Origin of the sequence: Actibacterium lipolyticum (assembly GCF_900184935.1) — a bacterium.
Classification (GTDB): domain Bacteria; phylum Pseudomonadota; class Alphaproteobacteria; order Rhodobacterales; family Rhodobacteraceae; genus Actibacterium_A; species Actibacterium_A lipolyticum.
Genome location: NZ_FXYE01000001.1, coordinates 1,088,854 through 1,110,411, shown reverse-complemented (window position 1 = coordinate 1,110,411; position 21,558 = coordinate 1,088,854). Strand labels below are relative to the sequence as shown.

Annotated in this window: 21 protein-coding genes; 12 read left to right on the top strand and 9 right to left on the bottom strand. The window is 58.1% G+C overall.

Annotation, left to right across the window (positions count from 1 at the left end):
• Positions 1-56 precede the first annotated feature (56 nt).
• The gene (locus tag COL8621_RS05555; protein ID WP_093966939.1) at positions 57-935 is read left to right on the top strand and encodes a lysophospholipid acyltransferase family protein; all 879 of its coding nucleotides are present in this window, start codon (positions 57-59) and stop codon (positions 933-935) included.
• Here the strand turns inward: COL8621_RS05555 and COL8621_RS05550 are convergent.
• Complete coding sequence (locus tag COL8621_RS05550) at positions 932-1,558, bottom strand: transglycosylase SLT domain-containing protein (protein WP_093966938.1); 627 nt, start codon at positions 1,556-1,558, stop codon at positions 932-934. The genes COL8621_RS05555 and COL8621_RS05550 overlap by 4 nt on opposite strands.
• A 183-nt stretch (positions 1,559-1,741) precedes the next feature.
• On the opposite strand from COL8621_RS05550, the gene gatB reads away from it, so the two are divergent.
• Together gatB and COL8621_RS19275 are read left to right on the top strand one after the other, a co-directional pair.
• Positions 1,742-3,250 (top strand): Asp-tRNA(Asn)/Glu-tRNA(Gln) amidotransferase subunit GatB, encoded by a 1,509-nt coding sequence (gatB, locus tag COL8621_RS05545; RefSeq protein ID WP_093966281.1) that lies wholly within the window; start codon positions 1,742-1,744, stop codon positions 3,248-3,250.
• Positions 3,251-3,376: 126 nt separating this feature from the next.
• Positions 3,377-3,826 (top strand): DUF4177 domain-containing protein, encoded by a 450-nt coding sequence (locus COL8621_RS19275; RefSeq protein ID WP_235823748.1) that lies wholly within the window; start codon positions 3,377-3,379, stop codon positions 3,824-3,826.
• Between the two features lie 4 nt (positions 3,827-3,830).
• On the opposite strand, the gene COL8621_RS05535 is transcribed toward COL8621_RS19275, so the two are convergent.
• Positions 3,831-4,088 carry a BolA family protein gene (locus COL8621_RS05535; RefSeq protein ID WP_093966280.1) on the bottom strand — a complete coding sequence of 86 codons (258 nt, stop codon included), beginning with the start codon at positions 4,086-4,088 and terminating at the stop codon, positions 3,831-3,833.
• Positions 4,089-4,164: 76 nt separating this feature from the next.
• Between COL8621_RS05535 and COL8621_RS05530 the strand changes: the two genes are divergently transcribed.
• Positions 4,165-4,800: a J domain-containing protein gene (locus COL8621_RS05530; protein WP_093966279.1), complete on the top strand. Its 636-nt coding sequence runs from the start codon at positions 4,165-4,167 to the stop codon at positions 4,798-4,800.
• 13 nt (positions 4,801-4,813) lie between these two features.
• Here the strand turns inward: COL8621_RS05530 and COL8621_RS05525 are convergent, their stop codons facing one another.
• Both COL8621_RS05525 and msrB read right to left on the bottom strand, forming a co-directional pair.
• A complete protein-coding gene (locus COL8621_RS05525; RefSeq protein ID WP_141137835.1) occupies positions 4,814-5,086 on the bottom strand; it encodes a hypothetical protein in 273 nt (90 codons plus the stop codon).
• Positions 5,087-5,333: 247 nt separating this feature from the next.
• A complete protein-coding gene (gene msrB / locus COL8621_RS05520) occupies positions 5,334-5,801 on the bottom strand; it encodes a peptide-methionine (R)-S-oxide reductase MsrB (RefSeq protein WP_093966937.1) in 468 nt (155 codons plus the stop codon).
• A gap of 374 nt (positions 5,802-6,175) precedes the next feature.
• Here msrB and cobS point away from each other — a divergent pair, with 374 nt between their 5' ends.
• The 6 genes from cobS (at position 6,176) to COL8621_RS05490 (ending at position 12,417) form a co-directional block, all read left to right on the top strand.
• Positions 6,176-7,162 (top strand): cobaltochelatase subunit CobS, encoded by a 987-nt coding sequence (cobS, locus tag COL8621_RS05515; protein WP_093966277.1) that lies wholly within the window; start codon positions 6,176-6,178, stop codon positions 7,160-7,162.
• Positions 7,162-7,554, top strand: a complete 393-nt coding sequence (locus COL8621_RS05510) for a hypothetical protein (RefSeq protein ID WP_093966276.1) — start codon at positions 7,162-7,164, stop codon at positions 7,552-7,554. The genes cobS and COL8621_RS05510 overlap by 1 nt, the downstream gene beginning before the upstream one ends.
• A 133-nt stretch (positions 7,555-7,687) precedes the next feature.
• Positions 7,688-8,095, top strand: a complete 408-nt coding sequence (locus tag COL8621_RS05505; protein ID WP_093966275.1) for a hypothetical protein — start codon at positions 7,688-7,690, stop codon at positions 8,093-8,095.
• Positions 8,096-8,195: 100 nt separating this feature from the next.
• Complete coding sequence (gene cobT / locus COL8621_RS05500) at positions 8,196-10,076, top strand: cobaltochelatase subunit CobT (protein ID WP_093966274.1); 1,881 nt, start codon at positions 8,196-8,198, stop codon at positions 10,074-10,076.
• Between the two features lie 101 nt (positions 10,077-10,177).
• Positions 10,178-11,986: an aminopeptidase P family protein gene (locus COL8621_RS05495; protein ID WP_093966273.1), complete on the top strand. Its 1,809-nt coding sequence runs from the start codon at positions 10,178-10,180 to the stop codon at positions 11,984-11,986.
• Between the two features lie 86 nt (positions 11,987-12,072).
• Positions 12,073-12,417 (top strand): DUF427 domain-containing protein, encoded by a 345-nt coding sequence (locus COL8621_RS05490; protein ID WP_093966936.1) that lies wholly within the window; start codon positions 12,073-12,075, stop codon positions 12,415-12,417.
• Between the two features lie 4 nt (positions 12,418-12,421).
• On the opposite strand, the gene COL8621_RS05485 is transcribed toward COL8621_RS05490, so the two are convergent.
• Positions 12,422-14,110 carry a chloride channel protein gene (locus COL8621_RS05485; RefSeq protein ID WP_370804563.1) on the bottom strand — a complete coding sequence of 563 codons (1,689 nt, stop codon included), beginning with the start codon at positions 14,108-14,110 and terminating at the stop codon, positions 12,422-12,424.
• A 104-nt stretch (positions 14,111-14,214) separates the two neighbouring features.
• Here COL8621_RS05485 and COL8621_RS05480 point away from each other — a divergent pair, with 104 nt between their 5' ends.
• Both COL8621_RS05480 and COL8621_RS05475 read left to right on the top strand, forming a co-directional pair.
• Positions 14,215-15,588: an FAD-binding oxidoreductase gene (locus COL8621_RS05480; protein WP_093966271.1), complete on the top strand. Its 1,374-nt coding sequence runs from the start codon at positions 14,215-14,217 to the stop codon at positions 15,586-15,588.
• A complete protein-coding gene (locus COL8621_RS05475) occupies positions 15,588-16,037 on the top strand; it encodes an SgcJ/EcaC family oxidoreductase (RefSeq protein ID WP_093966270.1) in 450 nt (149 codons plus the stop codon). Before COL8621_RS05480 ends, COL8621_RS05475 begins: the two co-directional genes overlap by 1 nt.
• A 4-nt stretch (positions 16,038-16,041) precedes the next feature.
• On the opposite strand, the gene recN is transcribed toward COL8621_RS05475, so the two are convergent.
• From recN to ftsZ, 4 genes are all read right to left on the bottom strand, one after another.
• Positions 16,042-17,691, bottom strand: coding sequence for a DNA repair protein RecN (gene recN, locus COL8621_RS05470; RefSeq protein WP_093966269.1), 1,650 nt, complete (start codon positions 17,689-17,691; stop codon positions 16,042-16,044).
• Between the two features lie 25 nt (positions 17,692-17,716).
• Positions 17,717-18,556, bottom strand: a complete 840-nt coding sequence (locus COL8621_RS05465; RefSeq protein WP_093966935.1) for an outer membrane protein assembly factor BamD — start codon at positions 18,554-18,556, stop codon at positions 17,717-17,719.
• Between the two features lie 113 nt (positions 18,557-18,669).
• Positions 18,670-19,590: a UDP-3-O-acyl-N-acetylglucosamine deacetylase gene (gene lpxC, locus COL8621_RS05460; protein ID WP_093966268.1), complete on the bottom strand. Its 921-nt coding sequence runs from the start codon at positions 19,588-19,590 to the stop codon at positions 18,670-18,672.
• Positions 19,591-19,814: 224 nt separating this feature from the next.
• Complete coding sequence (gene ftsZ / locus COL8621_RS05455) at positions 19,815-21,410, bottom strand: cell division protein FtsZ (protein ID WP_093966267.1); 1,596 nt, start codon at positions 21,408-21,410, stop codon at positions 19,815-19,817.
• Positions 21,411-21,558: the final 148 nt, after the last annotated feature.

Here is a 21,558-nt window from a genome sequence, read left to right as displayed (position 1 = left end):
GCCGTTTACCCGCCTAGATGTTACGTAACTGTCACGCCGATATGGTGACAAAGCGCATGCAGGAAAGAATCGACCCACTAATCGAGGAACGCGCGCCTTGGCTGTTTACCCAGCATCCGCTGGCGGCACCCTCCCGCAACGTTCTGACGCGCCTTTTGGGCTATCCCCGAACTGTTGCGCTTGGTCAAGCTTTGCAGCATCACCCATCTCCTTTGATCATGGATGAAATGGCGCGGCTTCTTGCGCGCGATGTGGATGTGTTCGGGCTTGAAAACATCCCGCGCACCGGCCCCGCGCTTGTGGTTGCGAACCACCCCACCGGCATTGCTGACGGGATCATGCTGTGGAGCTGCCTTTCAAAAATCCGCCCCGATCTGTTCTTTTATGCAAACCACGACATCCTGCGCGTGCTGCCACAAATGGAAAGCATGATCGCCCCGGTCGAATGGCGCCCCGAAAAGCGCAGCCACGGCAAGACCCGCGAAACCATGGCCTATACCCGTACCGCAATCGACCAAGGGCGCGTTGGCGTGATCTTCCCGTCTGGCCGCTTGGCCAAACGGCGCGGGCTGAAACTGCATGAACGACCGTGGATGGCATCTGCTGCGATGATTGCGCGAAAGTTCGATCTTCCCGTTATTCCGATCAACATCCGCGCGCGAAATTCTGTGCTGTTTTATTTATTTGATTTGATCCACCCAACGCTGCGCGACATTACGCTGTTCCATGAAACACTGAACAAACACCGCCAGCCCTATCGCATGACAGTCGGAGAGCCGATTTCACCATCAGCCCTGCCCGTTAAATCGGAAGAAGGGATCAAACTGCTGCGCAGCGCCACCTTGGCCCTTGGCGGACGGCACGCGCCAACCGTTAGTTTGGTTGACAGCACGCGCCGCCCAAGTTGGGCTCGATCCTTGGTCGGGGGCGTTTAACCGGGGCTTTGGCAGTAATCCTGCGCGTTGGTCCATTTGATGATGTCGGCCCGCTTGCGCTGACTGTGGAACGGCCCCCAATCGGCGGCAATGCCACGCCCACCGGCAGACACCACGCCATCACGTGCCACTGTATGCGCCGCGATCCGAATAGCGCAGGACAGGTTGGCCTTCCCATCCGTCAGGGCGTCGCCGGTTCTTGCCGCACAACCGTAACCACGTGCTGTGGCCGGTGAAATCTGCACCAGCCCGTACCACTTCCCACCGCCACCGACGGCCTTGGGGTTCCACGTGCTTTCATGCTTGGCCAGCGCAGAAAATAGGCCCGCCCAAAACGCACGCCGGTTCGGCATTGGCGCATCCACGTAGGCCGGGCAGTAGTTTTCAATGTCGGCAGGAACAATCTCTGCCAACTCTGCGCCATGGGTTTCCAGCGCCTTCAGCGATGCACGTGTCCACGCCTCGGCCTGCGCCGAAGGGCGCTGCGCATCCCAGCGCATGACGGGCAAAGTCGGGCTGACAGAGGTGCCCATTGTTACAACCTCTGCCTCCACTTGCGCTTCGCGGGCGCCGCATCCGGCGGGCAGCATTAACAGGGCGACGATAAGTACTACGTTTTTCATGGTGATCCACGAATGGGTGACAATGGGCCCAGTGCGCCCATCCAGAAAAAGATGCCTGCAAACGCCAAACCCGGCAATCGTGGCAATTTTCCATGCGCGGTAGCCCGCCAATGGCATCGGCCCCTTGCCCCCTTCCGGGGTCTGTCTTAGAACGCTGTTCGACCCCTGACAGGACGCAAAAAGATGCTTGATCTTAGCTTTACCGCACCCGAACCCAAAGTAATCGCCGGCGCCAAGCACGATTGGGAGCTTGTGATCGGCCTAGAGGTGCACGCGCAGGTCTCCTCTAACGCCAAGCTGTTTTCCGGCGCTTCGACGACTTTCGGCGCGGAACCAAATTCCAACGTAGCCTTCGTGGACGCGGCGATGCCCGGCATGCTACCCGTCATCAACGAATTCTGCGTAGAGCAGGCCGTGCGCACCGGCCTTGGTCTGAAGGCAGATATCAACCTGTTTTCAGCCTTTGACCGTAAGAACTATTTTTACCCAGATCTGCCGCAGGGTTATCAGATTTCGCAGCTGTATCACCCCATCGTGGGCGAAGGCGAAATCATCGTCGATATGGCCCCCGGCGTTGCGCGCAAAGTGCGTGTAGAACGCATTCACCTTGAACAGGATGCCGGTAAATCAATCCACGACATGGACCCGAACATGTCCTTCGTGGACCTGAACCGGACCGGCGTCGCGTTGATGGAAATCGTCAGCCGCCCCGACATTCGTGGCCCAGAAGAGGCCGCCGCCTATGTTGTGAAGCTGCGCCAGATCCTGCGCTATCTGGGCACCTGTGACGGCAACATGCAAAACGGCAACCTGCGCGCAGATGTGAACGTTTCGATCTGTCGCCCCGGTGCATACGAAAAGTATCAGGAAACGCAGGATTTCAGCCACCTTGGCACGCGCTGCGAGATCAAGAACATGAACTCCATGCGCTTTATCCAGCAGGCGATCGAATACGAAGCCCGCCGCCAAATCGCAATCGTCGAAGACGGCGGTGAAGTGGTGCAGGAAACCCGCCTGTACGATCCCGACAAGGGCGAAACGCGTTCGATGCGGTCCAAGGAAGAAGCGCATGATTACCGTTACTTCCCCTGCCCCGACCTGCTGCCACTAGAGATTGAGCAAGGCTGGGTCGACGACATCGCGAAAACCCTGCCCGAACTGCCCGACGAAAAGAAGGCGCGGTTTGTCACCGAATTCGGCCTGACCGAATACGACGCCTCTGTTCTGACGGCCGAGGCTGAAAACGCCGCCTATTTCGAAAAGGTCGCCGATGGCAACGACGGCAAGCTGGCCGCCAACTGGGTGATCAACGAACTGTTTGGCCGTCTAAAGAAAGACGACAAAGACATCACCGACAGCCCGGTATCCCCGGATCAGCTGGGCGCGATTGTGGGCCTGATCAAAAAGGGCGACATTTCCGGCAAGATCGCGAAAGACTTGTTTGAAATCGTCTATACCGAAGGCGGCGACCCCGCGCAGATCGTCGAAGACCGCGGCATGAAGCAGGTTACCGACTTGGGCGCGATCGAAGCCGCTGTCGAACAAATCATCGCCGACAACCCTGCGCAGGTCGAAAAGGCCAAGCAGAACCCGAAACTTGCCGGGTGGTTTGTTGGTCAGGTGATGAAGGCCACGGGCGGCAAAGCCAACCCGAAGGCCGTGAACGAAATTGTGGCCAAGAAACTGGCGTAAGCCAACGTTTTGGGCGGTGCCGAATGTGGCACCGCCGCCGCGACATCTGTTAATTTTTCAGTGGGCTTGGACTCTGCGTCGTCGAATCGCTAGGGTTCCGAACGTAGTAAACGGGGGCGATGTGTGATGCCGCGATTCGAATACAAAGTGATTCCCGCGCCAGTTCGCGGTGAAAAAGCCAAAGGTCTGAAGGGCACGCAGGCAAGATTTGCCCATGCTCTGACCAAGCTGATGAACGACATGGGTCAGGACGGTTGGGAATACCAACGCACCGACACGCTGCCGTGTGAAGAACGTCAGGGCCTGACCGGAAAGACCACGACGTTCCAGAACATGCTCGTCTTCCGCCGCACCCTTGCTGGCGAAAATGTTGAGGCGCCCGTGGCAACCTCGACGCTTGCAGAAAAGCGCCCCGAGGCGCTGGCGGCAGCGGCAGTTGCCTCTCTCACCGTTGATGCGCCCGAAGGTGCGACACCAGCGATCGAGGCTGCTGAAGAAGGCAACGCGCCCGCCCTTGGGCCCGCAGCTGTGGCAGATGATGCCCAAAAACAGCAAAACGGGATGGCCGCAGAGTAAGCGGTCAACCGTCGATCTTTAGGGCAAGCGCGTGAATGCGACCTACCAATTCAGGGCCAATCGCCGCATGAACCGCGCGGTGGCGCGCGATACGCGACATATCGGCGAATTCCGGCGCATTGATTTCTACACGAAAATGGCTTTCGCCCCCTTCCTGATACCCCGCATGCCCTATATGTTGTTCGCTTTCGTCAACAACACTCAGGTGCGTTGGATGGAACGCGTTTGTAAGCTTTGTGTGAATTTCTTCAGCGACAGTCATTTTTTGGCTCTCTCCCCCTTCATTCCTCTGACCAAAGCTCTAAACTCTCACGTCCGAGTCGAAAAGGTGGCTGGCAATGACTAAGAGCAATCCGTTCGGATTCGATATCTCCGTTTCGGCGGACAAGAAAAAGCGCACGCGTGGGCGGCGCGGTATGTCGGGGGCGTTTGAGACCTCGAAACGCAAGTGCGAGCATCCTGGCTGTGAAGAGCCGGGCCAATATCGTGCGCCCAAATCACCAGATCATCTGGATGAGTATCTGTGGTTCTGCAAAGACCACGTGCGCGAGTACAATTTGAAGTGGAACTTCTTCAACGGCACGACCGAAGAAGAAATGGAAGCCCAGATGGAAAAAGATCGCGTCTGGGAACGCGAAACCAAGCCCTTCAAGAAATCAGAGGAACAGCGCGCTTGGGCGCGGCTTGGCGTGGATGACCCGCATCAGGTGTTGGGTGACAACGCCACGCAAAACCGTGGCAAAGGCGGAACCGGCAGCACCACGCGCCGCCTGCCGCCCACCGAGCGTAAGGCGCTGGATATCCTGGAAGCCCGGGATCACTGGACCAAGGCTGAAATCCGGAAGCAGTACAAATCCTTGGTTAAGGATCTGCACCCAGACATGAACGGCGGCAACCGTGATGACGAGGATCGCCTGCAAGAGGTGGTCTGGGCGTGGGATCAGATCAAGGAAAGCCGTAGCTTCCAAGACTAATCGCGGCCCGGTATCAGCCGGGCTGCGCACCATTCCGCTCCTCTGCGCTGGCGATGCGATCAAGCCGCGCAGCGATTGTGATAAGTTCGCTTAGAACATCATTGGGGCGTACCCCTGCCCCATCAAAGGCCACGTTTTCCGACAACCGTGATGCCAGCTCCAACGCCACGGCATCGCACGAACCGCGCGGCCAACCCTCTGTAAGTTTCTTAAGTTCTTGAACAACACGTTCCAGAACCATTTGCCGGTGTGTTCTAGGAACACCGGTTTCATTGTCATGCGTCATGTAGCCCCCGTTAACCTTGCTCTTCAAACAAGTCCCACCGCCCGGCCCGTCGAGTTATTCACGAAGGCCAAACCGTCAAAAGTTTGCTGATCATGATTTTTCAGAAACCCGTTCAAAATTGCGGGTTCATGCCAGCTGGCCCTGAAATAATTGACCGAACGGAAAAATTTAAACGGGAAGAATCCCCGAAACGCGTCATTTTCGGGGATTTGCGCTTTTACGCTACGTCAGGGGATGGGATTTTGGGCTAAGCGGCTTTGAAAACCAGGCTGACACCGTTCAGGCAATGGCGTTTTCCGGTCGGTGGCGGGCCGTCATTGAACACATGGCCCAAGTGGCTTCCACAGCGGCGACAATGCACTTCTGTTCTGACAACCAGCAGCTTTCGGTCGGGTTTGGTTTCCACTGCGTTTTCCAATGGCTGCCAAAAGCTGGGCCAGCCCGTACCGCTGTCATACTTTGTAGACGCATCATAAAGCGGAAGATCACAGCCCTTGCACGCAAAGACGCCCGCGCGCTTTTCGTCGTTTAGGGGGCTGGAAAACGCGCGCTCTGTCCCTTCTTTGCGCATCACTTTGTATTCAAGGTCGGTTAGCCGCGCTTTCCATTCCGCGTCGGTCCGAGTCACCTCAAATGCCTTGGCAACTGCGCTGCGCGGGAGTGCCGCCAGACACGCGATAGAGGTCGCCCCCTTCAACAGATTTCGCCTTTTCATCGTTTTCTTCCGATCCTTTTGGCCAAACGCCCCCGCGCAAGTATCATGTCGTCGCTTACGGGTTTGGGCGTTTGCGGTTGTTGTGTGCACCTTACTTGTCAACATTGATAAGCCCCTAACGCCAAAGTGCAAAATTACGCTGTCTCACAAGCCTGTGACTTGTCAGGTGGGCATGTCGCGTTTCGTTTTTAACGCCCTCCCCCCTCCTGTTGGTCAGGTCGAACAGGCCTGGCCGGTTTGGCTGTGAAAGCGAATGAGGCTGCGCAGATTTCGCCAACAAAGCGGCGTTCCCCTTGCACCCCTGCGCGATATGTTCCACTAAATCGGCTGAAAACACGCGGGACTATTTGACCGCGAAAGATGCGAGGCGATTTATGGCGGACGGAACGATGGATATTAACGCTAAACCCACCGAAGAAATCTCGGTCCGCGAAGTCTTCGGGATCGACTCCAATATGGTGGTCAAAGGGTTTGCCGATCGTACCGACCGCGTGCCCGAAAACGACAGCACTTACAAGTTCGACCCTGATACGACATTGGCCATCCTTGCCGGTTTTTCGCACAACCGCCGCGTGATGATCCAAGGGTATCACGGCACGGGTAAATCGACGCACATCGAACAAGTCGCAAGCCGCCTGAACTGGCCTTGTGTGCGCGTAAACCTTGATAGCCACATCAGCCGGATCGACCTTATCGGTAAGGATGCGATCAAGCTGCGTGATGGCGTTCAGGTCACCGAATTCCAAGAAGGTATCCTGCCTTGGGCCCTGCGCAACCCAACCGCGATTGTGTTCGATGAATACGATGCAGGCCGGGCTGACGTTATGTTCGTGATCCAGCGTGTGCTGGAAGTTGACGGTAAGCTGACCCTTCTGGACCAAAACGAAGTGATCACGCCGAACCCGTATTTCCGCCTGTTTGCCACGGCCAACACCGTTGGTTTGGGGGACACGACCGGGCTTTATCACGGCACGCAGCAGATCAACCAAGGCCAGATGGACCGTTGGTCGCTTGTCGCGACGCTGAACTATCTAAGCCATGATGCGGAAACCAATATCGTTCTGTCAAAGAACGCGACCTACAACACCGAAAAGGGTCGTAAGATCGTCAGCCAGATGGTGACAGTCGCAGACTTGACCCGTACCGCGTTCATGAACGGCGACCTTTCGACCGTGATGAGCCCACGGACGGTTATCGCCTGGGCGCAGAACGCCACGATCTTCCGCGATGTGGGCTATGCCTTCCGCCTGACGTTCCTTAACAAATGTGATGAGCTGGAACGTCAGACCGTCGCCGAGTTCTATCAGCGCTGTTTTGACGAAGAACTGCCCGAAAGCGCAGCAAGCATGAGCTTGGGTTGATGATTAGGCTTTCCGCATCAATTCTGGTTGCCGCGTCCGTGCTCCTTTCTGCCTGCACAGAGGAAACGCGCACGCCGGCCCAAATTCAGATGGCGGAAGTCAACGCGAACAAAACCGACGATATCTGGAAAAGCCGTCGGCCGGTTACGGTGGGCGGCGATCGCTATGAAGTTGGTGTCAGCGAGTTTAAGAAATTCGCGCTTGTCGGCTTTCGCAAGGTCAATCTTGGCGTAACCCAACGCGAAGTCGAAGCAGCAGCGCGTGCAGTTTCTGGATGTGCCGCAGATGCATCGCGCCCATTGGCGCGTTTATCCAATGGCGACGTCGATACGGTTATACCGCTGGAAAAACTTGGGTCTGCCGCTTACCTGCGGGTCGAACTTTCCTGCTAAGTAGCACACTTCTTTAGCTATCATACGGCTGGGCACCTGCCCGGCCGTTTTCGTTTCTAACGTCGCGCCACGATGACCTGTATGTATATACGATGTATTGACGCTTGATATCTTTCCGTCATACATTTGTTACATGACAGTTACAGCGTTCTCCACCGTGCGCGGCGTGGCGCTGTCGGCTTTGACCGCGTCCGCCGCGCTTACCCTGCCCTCTACGGCCCACGAACGGGCCGAAGTTTTCGCGAAGTGTTCGGGGCGGTTGTCGGCCCTTGCGACGAACCAACGGGCGCTTAAAAATCCCGATGTTTCAACGACAGAGCGGGCGCATCAAAACTTTGAAATGATGCTAAGCGCGACGCTTCCAGATGCCATTGAACGGGGTGTGCCCACATCTAAACCGATCCTGTGGCACGCCAGCGGCTGGAGCGAAATCGCCTATCTTTTGGCTGACATACAATACAGCAACGATGAAATCCGCGCCCAGCGGGCAAAAGATGCGATCGAACAGCGGATCGATGATTGTAGCGCCTTGATCCTGTAACGGGGACCTATCGCCACCGGTTTTGCCCGCGCCCCTATGGTCATCCTATTTGAATGGCCCTAGATTGGCCGTGCATTGCTAGCGCGAAGTCACAGGCCATATGACCCAGAAATCCGACAACCCCGCCGATCCGTTCAAAAAGGCTTTGGCCGAAGCGACCAAGGTTATGGCCGATGAACCTGAATTGGGCGTAACCTATTCTGTTGATCCCCCCGGCATGACCAACGACAGCGTGCGCCTGCCGCAAATTTCACGCCGGATGACTCGGGACGAGGTGCTGTTGGCCCGTGGCACTGCGGACGCATACGCCCTGCGTCGCAAATTTCACGATGCGGCAACGCACAATCGTTATCAGCCGCAAGGCGAAATGGCGCGTGACCTTTATGAGGCGATGGAAACCGCCCGGTGCGAAGCCGTCGGCGCGCGCGCGATGCCCGGAACCGCCGGGAACATCGACGCGATGATTGACGCGGATGCGACCCGCAAAGGGTACGATGAAATCACCGCGGCCTCAGATGCGCCCCTTGCGACGGCTGCCGGATATCTGATCCGCCATCTTGCCACTGGCCGCGATCTTCCAACTGGTGCCCAAAACGTAATGGAACTGTGGCGCGGTTTCATCGAAGAACAGGCGGGTGGCACGCTTGATGACCTTCAGGACACGCTGAGCGATCAGGCCGCTTTCGCCAAATTCGCGCGGCAGGTGATCTCGGACCTTGGATATGGCGACCAGCTGGGCGACGACCCAGACATGGAAGACGAAGAGTCCGAAGATCAGACCGCCGAAGAAGATCAAGACGACGATCAGCCGGACTCCACTGGCAACGACGAAGATCAATCCTCGGACGAAAGCGACGCCAGCCCGGAACAAAGTCAGGATGAAACCCACGATTCCGCTGAAGCGCAGGTTTCGATGGATGACATGGCCGACATGGAAATGTCGGATGAGGCAGAGCTGCCAGATGGCGAAGCACCACTGGAACCGCCTGCCCCACCTGCACATTCTGACGCGGATCCAAACTACGAAGTTTTCGCGACCGAGTATGACGAAGAGATCCGCGCCGAAGATTTGGCCGAAGCCGCCGAACTGGAACGCCTGCGCGCGTATCTGGATCAGCAGCTTGACCCGCTGAAGGGCGCTGTAAGCCGGCTTGCAAACAAACTGCAACGCCGCCTTCAGGCACAGCAAAACCGCAGTTGGGAATTCGATCTGGAAGAAGGCATCTTGGATGCAGGCCGCTTGGCCCGCGTTGTGGCGAACCCCACAACCCCGCTGTCGTTCAAGATCGAAAAAGACACCGAATTCCGCGACACGGTCGTGACCTTACTGCTGGATAATTCCGGCTCTATGCGGGGCCGTCCGATTTCCATCGCGGCCATCTGCGCCGATATTCTGGCCCGCACGTTGGAACGGTGTCAGGTCAAGGTCGAAATCCTTGGCTTCACGACACGCGCTTGGAAAGGTGGGCAAAGCCGCGAACGTTGGCTGGCCGAAGGGCGCGCGCAACAACCAGGCCGCCTGAATGACCTGCGCCACATCATCTATAAACAGGCCGACACCCCATGGCGTCGCGCCCGTGCCAACCTTGGCCTAATGATGAAGGAAGGGTTGCTTAAAGAAAACATTGATGGCGAGGCGCTGGAATGGGCCCACCGCCGCATGGCCGCCCGTCACGAGGCACGCAAGATCCTGATGGTCATTTCAGACGGGGCACCGGTGGATGACAGCACCCTGTCGGTGAACCCTGCGAACTATCTTGAAAAGCACCTGCGCGATGTGATCGCGATGGTCGAAAAGCGCAAGATGGTTGAACTGATCGCCATCGGCATTGGCCACGATGTGACCCGCTATTACGACCGCGCGGTTACGATTACCGATGTCGAACAACTGGCGGGTGCAATGACCGAACAGCTTGCCAGCCTGTTTGACAGCGACCCACGGGCCCGCGCCCGGTTCGCGGGCATCAAGCGCGCCTCTTAGAGCGTTGAAATAAATATCCCCGCCCAAGGCATTGCAGTTCTTTGGCGGGGCGTCAAAACTCGGCGAAACGGCATATTCGCCGTCTTCTGAAAAGGCCGCCGATGTTCCAGACTTTTGAAACAGCAACCCGCCCCGAAAACGGCCCACCCCGGCTGGCCGCTTTGCGCGCGAAAATGGCGAAACATGCGCTTGATGGGTACTTGGTACCTCGGTCAGACGTGCATCAGGGCGAGTATGTTGCGCCCGCAGACGAATGTCTGGCTTGGCTAACCGGGTTCACCGGTTCTGCGGGGTTTTGCGCGGTGTTGAATGATGTGGCGGGCGTGTTCGTCGACGGCCGCTATCGGGTGCAGGTTCACGCACAAATCGATCCAACAGCGTTCACCCCCGTGAATTGGCCCGAGGTGACCCTTGCCGCGTGGTTACGGACCAACATGCCAAACGGCGGTACTTTCGGCTTTGACAGCCTTCTTCATACGAAGAAGGAAATTGACGAGCTTGAAAAGCGTCTGGCGGGATCGGGTATCGGGCTTAAGCCGATGAACGGCTCTCTTGTTCACGCGATATGGGACAATCGCCCGCCGCCCCCTTCCAAACCAATTTCAGCGCATTCAGAAGGGCTTGCAGGCGAAAGTTCAACGTCCAAACGCACCCGCCTTGGGGCCGTATTGAAGGAGGCTGGTCAAGACGCCGTTGTTCTGACCCTGCCCGATTCAATCTGTTGGCTGCTGAACATCCGGGGCTCGGATGTGGCCCACAATCCGGTGATGCAGTGCTTTGCAATCTTGCAGGCCGACGGGTCGATCATCGTTTATGATGCAAACCCGGCGCGCTATTCCGATGTGGCCTCTCATATTGGCACAGGATTCCAAGTGCAGCCGGTCAATGAGTTTCATGCCGCGCTTAGGGCGTTTTCGGGCACGATGCGCGTCGACGCGGCCAGCGCACCATTGGCCATATCGCAGCAACTGGCCGAAGGGTCCGCCAATACTGCCTATGGCGAAGATCCCTGCATCTTGCCCAAAGCGTGCAAAAACGCCGCCGAAATCGCAGGCTCGGCCGAGGCGCATCTGCGCGACGGTGCCGCGATGGTTGAGTTTCTGACATGGCTCGACGCGACTGCTCCGAACTCGCGCCTGACTGAAATCGACGTTGTGACCGAATTGGAAGTCTGCCGTCGCGCCACAAACGCGTTGCGGGAAATCAGTTTTGAAACCATCGCGGGCAGCGGGCCGAATGGCGCCATAGTCCATTACCGCGTGACGAAAGATACCAACCGCGAGGTTAAGAACGGCGAACTTCTGTTGATCGACAGCGGTGGCCAATATGTCGATGGAACGACCGACATCACCCGCACGGTCGCCGTGGGCGATATCGGGCAGGACGAAAAAGAATGCTTCACCCGCGTGCTTCAGGGCATGATTGCCATCTCTCGCGTGCGCTGGCCCAAAGGGTTGGCAGGGCGCGACCTTGACGCATTGGCCCGCTATCCGCTGTGGCTGGCCGGGCAAGACTACGACCACGGCACGGGCCACGGTGTCGGCGCTTTTCTAAGCGTGCACGAAGGGCCCCAGCGTATTTCAAAAGTGTCGGATGTTCCGTTGCAAACGGGCATGATCCTGTCAAACGAACCCGGCTATTACCGCGAAGGGGCCTTTGGCATCCGTATTGAAAACCTGATCGTTGTAGAGGACGCGCCCGCCCTGCCCGGCGCTGATGCACGCACGATGTTATCCTTCAGAACGCTGACCTTCGTGCCCATCGACCGCCGCCTTATCCTAACGGAAAACCTGACCAACGATGAGCGTGCGTGGGTTGACGCATACCACGCACAGGTCTTTGAAAAGATTGCCCCGCGCGTTACTTCAACTGCACGAATTTGGCTGGAGGGCGCGACCGCGCCCCTGTGACAGTCTGTAAGGTAGATTTTGCGACATGGAACTGTCATGAAGCTAAGGCTAGTATGCAGCCGCAATACTTCTGGGGAGAAAACGCCATGATGAACCACATCACAATCCGAAAAGCCGATGGAAAATGGGTGGTCCGCGCGGGTGGCGCTGTATTGGCCGAAAGCGTGAACGCGCTTGAATTGGAAGAAAACGGGTATTCGCCGGTTATCTATTTCCCGCGCGGCGATGTCGCGATGGCTTTTCTTGATGCAAGCGACAAGCGCACAACATGCCCACACAAGGGCGAAGCCAACTACTTTTCGATCCAGACGAAAAGCGAAACGCTTGAGGATGCCGCTTGGTCATACGAAGCCCCAAAGGAAGAAGTTGCACGGATCAAAGATCACCTTGCCTTCTATCCTTCCGGCAAAGTCGCCGTAGAACAGCTTTGACCGTCTAGGAATGCTCTTCGGCTGCTGTCGCGGCCAAGGCGCGGTTATAAGCGCTTAGCGCGTCCACATGGAACAATGCGCCCAATAACGTCGCCTCCCCCTCATCCGTGGCGGGGGCGACAACTGGCAAAAAGCTGTATCCGGTGCGTTGGAAAATCGGCAAAGCGGTTTCCAATGTTGCTTCGGGTTCGATGAAAACCCCCATCTCCATCATTTCCAGACAGGCATCGCGCGAGGCCGCGCCGGGGCTGTCTTTGCCGCGCATCACCACCACCGCTTTGTACAACGACAACAGATAGGCCTGCGGCCCCGCGGCGACGTGTTTGTCTGCCCTTTCCAGCTGCGTCAGGAAGAACGACCGGTTCACCAATCGCGACGCCAACGCGGTGGACAGTGACACCGCAACCATCACCGCCAGACCGGTGTGCCAGTCCCCTGTCAGTTCAAACACGATCAGCGTCGTGGAAATCGGCGCGCCCAGTACGGCGGCTGCAACGGCGCCCATCCCGGCCAAGGCATACAGCGTTTCGTTGCCAGAAATATTGGGAAAGATCGATGTCGCGACAATGCCAAAGGCCAAGCCCGTCAGCGCGCCCATCATCAATGACGGTGAAAACACCCCGCCGCCCATCCGCCCCGCCATGGTGATGGCCACGGCCACGGCTTTGAGGACGGCAAAAATCACCACCTCATGAAACACCAACTCCCCCGTCAACGCAGCCGAGGTGGTTTCATATCCAACACCAATGATGTGCGGGTACATGATGGCGATGCCACCCAGCATCCCGCCCGCAATCGCGGGGCGCAGCCAGCGTGGAAGCCCGGTTTCCTCTTGCACAAAGTTGCCGATGTCATCCGCCCAAAAGATAGCACGCATCAGCGCCACAGCGACAAGCCCGGACAAAAGACCGAGGATCAGGAACGCAGGCAATTCAACATAGAAAACAAGGCTGCTTTCGACAGGCAGCGAAAATTCGGTGACATTGCCAAAGCTTAGACGCGAAATCACTGTACCCGCCACACTGGCGATCACGATGGGCGCAAAGGCGTGAACGGCGAAGTGACGCAAGACCACCTCTAGCGCGAACAAGGCCCCAGCGATGGGCGCGTTAAACGACGCCGAAACGGCTGCGGCGACAGCGCAACCCAGCAAGTCGCGCCCGGTTATACCATCGGCCTGAATACGTGTGGACACCCACGACGAAATCATCGCCGCCATATGCACCACGGGCCCCTCGCGCCCAGTGGAGCCGCCCGATGACAATGTGATCAAAGATGCGAAGGCAGAGGCAATACCCGCCTTCTTTTCCACACGCCCTTCGCGCAATGCGGCCCCTTCGATCACATCTGCAACCGAACACACACGGCCATCGTCGGTAAAGCGGTTCAGCAACAGCCCTACGGCCAGCCCCCCCACAATCGGGATCAACAAGATCCAGTACCACGGCAGCGACGCGGCAAAGCTGTGCAGCATGCGCGGATCATCGACGCCGTATAAAGCGCGCTGAAGAAAATCAATCGCATGACGGAAAGCCAGCGTGGCAAAGCCCGCGGCGATCCCGATTAAAAGCGCAATGAACCAAAACTGGATTTTTGACGGACCAGCACGCAACAGCACGGACCAACCGGTCCGACATGCGGTTTTGACATCATCGCGATGCCGTCCCAACAGCGCTGTAAGCCGCTCGCCCACGCGGTCCATCCAGACAGGCAAATTACCCCTCAGGCAGTTCCCTGTGCCGCCCGTCTGGCATAGGGTGCCCCAGAAACGCCAACACCCGAAGAAGGAAGCAAACTTTGCCCGTCCCCGAAGCGATTGACGCCCTGTCTTCCCTCTTAGGCGATCGGCTAAGCCTGTCCAAGCCTGATCTGGAAGCACATGGCCAAAGCGAGACCTATTTCACACTAACCCCGCCCGATGCCGTCGCTTATCCGAACGATACGCAAGAGGTTTCAGCAATTGTGAAAATCTGTGCGGCCCACGGGTGCCCGGTGATCGGATGGGGCGCAGGCACATCCCTTGAAGGGCACGCATTGGCAGTGCGCGGCGGCGTCTGCGTTGATTTTTCGCGGATGAACAAAGTTCTGTCGGTAAACCCCGAGGACATGGACGTCGTCATTCAACCCGGCCTGACCCGCGAAGAGCTGAACCAAGAACTTCGGGCGACCGGCCTGTTCTTCCCGATTGACCCCGGCGCGAACGCATCAATTGGCGGCATGACCGCCACACGCGCCAGCGGAACAACAGCCGTGCGCTATGGCACGATGCGCGACAATATTCTGGCGCTAGAGGTCGTTCTGGCCGACGGGCGGATCATCCGCACCGGCACGCGCGCGCGCAAATCCTCGGCTGGGTATGACCTGACCGGGCTGTTTGTCGGCTCTGAAGGGACGTTAGGTTTGATCACCGAACTGACCGTTCGCCTGCATGGCCAGCCCGAGGCGATCTCTTCCGCCGTTTGCGCGTTCGAAGACATCGGTGCGGCCGTTGAAACCGTTATCCAGACCATCCAGATGGGCGTGCCCATGGCCCGGATCGAATTTGTGGATACGCCCACAGTGGCTGCCGTGAACGCCTATTCGGGCACCGACCTGCCCGAAATGCCCCATCTTATGGTGGAATTCCACGGGTCCGACGCGGGCGTCGCGGAACAAGCCGAACGCTTTGGCGAGATTTTGGGCGAAAACGGCGGCACTGGCTTCCGCTGGTCCACCAAAGCCGAAGAACGCACCAAGCTGTGGGATGCGCGGCATAAGGCACACTGGGCCTGCTTGGCCTCACGGCCCGGCGCGATTGCGCTGGTCACGGATATCTGCGTGCCAATCTCATGCCTTGCGCAAGCCGTTGAGGAAACCCGCGCGGATATCGAAAAGGCCTCCATCCCCGGGCCGATCCTTGGGCATGTGGGCGACGGCAACTTCCACGCGATCCTGTTGGTCGAACCCGGCAACGCCGCCGAAATGGAAGAGGCCAAGGCCCTGTCAAACCGTATGGTCGAGCGTGCGCTGGCCCTTGGTGGCACATCGACGGGGGAACACGGCGTGGGTGTGGGCAAGCTGCCTTATATGGAACGCGAACATGGCGAGGCGTGGGATGTAATGGGCCAGATCAAACGCGCCCTAGACCCAGATGGGATCATGAACCCCGGTAAAATGGTGCGCGGCAACTGATGCTGGCCCAGCCACAGGATTTTGGCCAAGCCTTCGTCGATGCGTGGATGGCGCGCGACGGTGCAGCCCTTGCCGCCCTGTTTGCCGAGGATGCGGATTTTGTGAATGTCGTCGGGCTGTGGTGGGAAGATCGCGCCGCCATCGCAAAGGCCCACGACTATGCGCTGAAAAGCTTCTTTTCCCGCTCTACGCTGGTGCTGGGCAAGGCCAAGCTCCGCCCACTGGGCGATGATGTCGTGTTGGTTCATCAGCGGTTCATTCTAACCGGGCAGCTTTCGCCAACGGGTACTGAAACAGGCCGTCGGGCAACGCTGATGTCTGTGGTTCTTGAAAGACGCGGCGGCGGATGGTTGGCCGTATCAGCGCACAACACCGATATCGTTCCGGGCGCAGAAACCCATGTGGCAACTGCTGCGGGGCTGAATACCGCCGACTATCGGGCGGAATAACCGGTCAGTTTTGCAGCAGTGCCTTGGCAGCGGCGCGGGCTTCATCCGTGATCGTGTCACCGGCAAGCATACGCGCGATTTCGTCGACCCGGTGATCTTCTGCGACGGACGTCACCGTTGACAGGGTCACGCCCTTTGTCACCCGCTTTTCGACGCGCCAGTGATGTGTGCCCTTCGCCGCCACCTGAGGAGAGTGGGTGACGACCAGCACTTGCCCCTCAGCCGCCAACGCGGCCAAACGGCGCCCCACAGCATCAGCCGTTGCACCGCCGACACCCCGATCAATCTCATCAAAGATCATCGTCAGGCCACTGGTCCCGCTGGTCAGGCATACCTTAAGCGCCAACAGGAAACGGCTAAGTTCACCGCCTGACGCAATCTTATTGATCGGCCCCGACGGCGCGCCGGGGTTCGTTGCCACCGTAAAGGCCACCGCATCGTGACCGTCCGGCCCGGCATCTGCAGGCGTGATTTCCGTGGCGAATACCGCGCGCTCCATCTTTAGCGGGGCAAGTTCAGCGGCCATCGCCTTGTCCAAGGACTTGGCGGCCTTTACCCGCCGCGCGGTCAGATCATCAGCGGCCTTCAGATAGATACCTTCGGCAGCCGAAACAGCCGAACGCAGCGCGGCCATGTCGCCCTCGCCCGCATCAAGGGTCGCCAGCTTGGCGCGCAGGTCGTTGGCAAAGTCGCCCAGTTCATCAGGCAGCACACCATGTTTACGCGCCAGCCCACGGATGGCAAAAAGCCGTTCTTCTGTCTCTTCCAACTCGGCAGGGTTGAACGCAAGCGCCGACAGGCACGTTTCCACGCCTTGCTGTGCCTCGCCCAATTCAACCATGGCACGGCCAAGCGCATCAATCGCGCCGTCAAGCTGACCGTCTGCCTTATCTGATGCCCCCTCAAGCCAGCGAACCGCGTCCCCCATCATGCCTTCGGCACCATCACCGCTTAGCGCCGACAAAGCACGCACGATATCTTCGCGGATGCGATCGGCGGCCTGCATCATGCGGCGGCGGGTATCAAGATCCGCCTCTTCGCCCGGCTGCGGGTCCAGCTTGTCCAGCTCGCCAACGGCGTAGCGCAGGAAATCCTCTTCTTCCTTCATCGCGGCAAGGGCGGTTTCAGCGGCGCTTAGGGCACGGCGCGCATCCGATACGTCGCGCCACGCCGCGCGCGTTTTGGACACCTGCGGGGCAAGCCCCGCGAATTCGTCAAGAAGCACGCGATGCCCACGCGGGTTCAGAAGCCCCCGGTCATCGTGCTGCCCGTGAAGTTCGACCAATGTGTCAGACAGTGCGCGCAGCACCTCGCCACTGGCACGGCGATCATTGACCCATGCGGTTTTGCGCCCATCAACCGTATTCACCCGGCGCAGGATAAGTTCGTCATCAACGGGAAATCCTGCGTCAGCCAAAACGGTTCGTGCGGGATGCGCCTCTGGCAAGTCAAAGACGGCGACCACTTCGCCCTGCTCGGCGCCGGTGCGCACCAATTCGGCACGCCCCCGCCACCCCAGCACAAAGCCAAGCGCATCAAGTAAGATGGATTTCCCTGCCCCGGTTTCGCCTGTCAGAACATTTAGCCCCGGCTGGAATGAAAGCTCCAACCGGTCAATGATCAGCAGATCCCGGATATCGAGACTGCGCAGCATCGCAAGCCCCCCTGCTGCCCCAAGGTCAGAGCCATTCGCCGCGGATCATCTGACGATAGACGGTTTGCAACCAGCCTGTTCCCAGAATTTCCGGCTTCAGCCCCTGCCCCTGCAGCAGCTTAAAGCCATCGTCGTACCATTCGGTGGATTGGTAGTTGTATCCCAGAATCGCGCCTGCCGCCTGCGCCTCTTGGTCCAGACCAAGGGACAGATACGCTTCGATCAAACGATAAAGCGCTTCGGCGGTGTGGGTCGTGGTTTGGAAATCCTCAACCACAACACGGAACCGATTGATCGCCGAGGTGAAGTGGCTGTGCTTTAGGTAATAGCGGCCGATCTCCATCTCTTTGGCGGCAAGGTGGTTAAACGCAAGGTCGAACTTCAAAATCGCCGACTGCGCATATTCGCTGTCTGGATAGCGTTCGATCACTGTGCGCAAAGACTGCAGCGCCTGATAGGTCAGGCCCTGATCCCGCCCGACCAAATCAATTTGGTCGTAATAGCTAAGCGCCAACAAGTACTGCGCATAAGCCGCGTCTTCATCGGCTGGATAAAAGTCGATGTAGCGCTGTGCCGCTGAACGGCTGCTTTCATAGTCTTTATCCTGATGAAACGCGTATGCCTGCATGATGAGCGCGCGTTTGGCCCATTCCGAATAAGGATACAGCCGCTCAACATCCGCAAACAGTGCCGCGGCGTCATCCGCCCGGCGCCTATTTTCCAGCTGAAACTCAGCCTGGCGGTATATCTCTTCTGCGGTGAAACTTTCCAGTGGCGCTTCATTGGAACCACCACCACAAGCGGCCAAGACGGCTAACGCCGAAATCGCCCCGACAAGCCCCGTGCGCGACCTGCTAATGCCCATGAACCGCTTTACCCCATCGTCTGTTCCCACACCTGGATCAACCCGGCGCGGCCTAAACGTTTTCTAGCACAGAAAAATCCGGTGCAAAACGCCTTTGGAGAGTTTTTCAGTGACTAAGCGACGGCGCGCAAATCTGCGGGCTTAACGCCAACACCCGGCAACTTAAGCGCCATCTGTTCATCACAAGTAACCATCCGATAGGCGTCAGGCTGTGAAAACAAGGCCCGCAGCAGCTTGTTCGTGATTGCATGCCCTGCCCGATGGCCCGTGTAGCGCCCCAAAATCGGTGCTCCGGCCAGCGCAAGGTCACCCAAGGCGTCCAACATTTTGTGGCGAACTGCTTCGTCATCGTGACGCAAGCCGCCAGGGCTTAGAATCTTTTCGCCTTCGACCACAACGGCATTGGAAAGCGTGCCACCAAGCGCCAGACCGTTGGCGCGCATCGCGTCAACATCACTCTGACGGCAGAATGTGCGGCTGTCGCACAGTTCACGAACGAAGGCGCCGTTGGCCATATTCAGTTGCTTATCCTGAACACCAATCGCTTGGTCCGCGAAATCGATGTGAAAATCAATCTCAAGCGTTTCGGCTGGTGTGAGGCGCGCCCAAGCGTCGCCTTCGCGGAATTCAACGGGCTTCAGAATTTCCAACGCGCGGTTTGGCGCGTCAAGCTGTTGCAAGCCGCGGGCGATAAACGCCGAAACGAATTGCGCAGAAGAGCCGTCAAGAATTGGCACTTCGGGGCCATCAATCTCGATCAACGCATTGTGGATGCCGCAGCCAGCTAGCGCCGCCATGACATGTTCAACCGTCGAAACCGAAACGCCAGCGTCGTTCACCAACAGTGTACAAAGCTTAGAGGGGGTCACAGCATCCCAACGCGCAGGGATCAACGGATCCACGCCCACGACATCCGTGCGGCGGAACCAGATCCCATATTCAGCAGAGGCAGGTCGAACAACCATTCGAACCGGCTGGCCAGAGTGAAGGCCAACATCCGTGAAGACTGCTTGTGACTTGATCGTTGTCTGCAAATTGCACCCGTTCTGTTACGCCGCCCGTCCCCCAACGCCGGCAAATATGAGGTAAGCCGGGGTACGCGTAAGCTCAACTCAAACATTGCAACGTTCTGAAACATACGGGTGTGGCAGATAGGCAGTATCCCGCCCAATGCGCCCCACGAACCCGCAACCATCTGAAATTACAATAAAAAAAGGGCCGGAAAACCGGCCCTTTCCGCTGATAGAAGCGTTAGAGTTTAGTTTGCTTGGCGGCGCAAAAAGGCCGGAATTTCGATCCGGTCCTGATCTGCTTCCAGATCTGGATCTTCCAGATTGCTGTGCACTGGCGGCTGCTGGCGCACTGGCTGCGCTGCGCGTGCCTGTGCTTCCTGACCGTGACCAGCCATCCGGTTGATCAAAGAACCGATCCCGAACCGTGCCTTGTCGGCTGCTGCTGGGTCAGAAGTAGGAGCCTGCGCGCGTGCTGGCATTTCGTGACCGCGCGGTGTTTTCGCAACCGCGGCTTGCAGCCGTGCCAGTGCTTCGGGCGATGGTGTGCCCGGCGAACGTGGTCTTGGCGCGACGAACTCTTCTTCTTCCTGATAGTCCTGCGGAGCCTCATAAGGTGCGGCTTGCGCGACCTGTGGGCGATACGCCGGAGGAGGAACATCGTCTACTTCGTCGAATGTTGGCTCTTCAACTGGCTGCGGTTCTTCCATTGCCGTGAAAAGACCGGGCTCTGGCGTTTCTTCCGCAACCACTTCTGGTGCTTCCATTGCCGGTGCTGGCGCTGCTACGACTGGCTCTTCTACTGCCTCTGCCTGAGCGGCCTGTGCCAGTGGCTCTGCCATACGGCGACGTGGAACCGGTGTTTCATAGGCGACTTCTTTGGCGTCGATACCTGTGGCAACAACCGAAACGCGCATCGCGCCTTCCATGCTTGTATCCAGCGTGGAGCCGACGATGATGTTCGCCTCTGCGTCCACTTCCTCGCGGATGCGGTTCGCAGCTTCGTCCAGTTCGAACAGCGTCAGGTCGTAACCACCGGTGATGTTGATCAGAACGCCCTTCGCGCCCCGCAAGCTGATTTCGTCCAGCAGCGGGTTCGCGATGGCCTTTTCAGCGGCCTGAACTGCGCGATCGTCGCCCTCAGCCTCGCCCGTACCCATCATCGCTTTGCCCATTTCGTCCATCACGGCGCGAACGTCAGCAAAGTCGAGGTTGATAAGACCCGGACGAACCATCAGGTCAGTCACACCTTTAACACCCTGATACAACACGTCATCTGCCATGCTGAACGCTTCGGTGAAGGTGGTCTTTTCATTGGCCAGACGGAACAGGTTCTGGTTTGGAATGATGATCAGCGTGTCCACAACCTTCTGAAGGGCTTCAACGCCCTCTTCGGCTTGGCGCATACGCTTGGTGCCTTCGAACTGGAACGGCTTGGTCACAACACCAACCGTCAGAACGCCCAGCTCACGTGCGGCTTGTGCGATGATCGGCGCAGCACCCGTACCAGTGCCACCGCCCATACCGGCGGTGATAAAGCACATGTGCGCGCCGGCCAGATGATCAACGATTTCTTCGATTGTTTCTTCGGCAGCGGCGGCACCAACAGTTGGTCGCGCCCCAGCGCCCAGACCTTCGGTAACCTTGACGCCCATCTGAATTTTCGCCGGAGCGTCGGATTGCTGAAGCGCTTGCGCGTCGGTGTTCGCGGTAACGAACTCGACCCCTTCAAGCTGCTTTTCGATCATGTTGTTGACAGCATTCCCACCTGCGCCGCCCACACCGAATACGGTGATCCGTGGCTTTAGCTCGTCATGCTCTGGCATCATAAGGTTCAATGTCATGGTCTGTCCGCCTGTTTTTTCTTTGTTCAGCCTAGCGCAGCTCGGCCCCCAATTTGGTCTGATTCTATCGCCTCAACCGCCTGAGGTCACGAAAAAAACGTTTAAACACCACAAAATCTTGCTGTTTTGTTCAGTGTTTCAGCGGTAT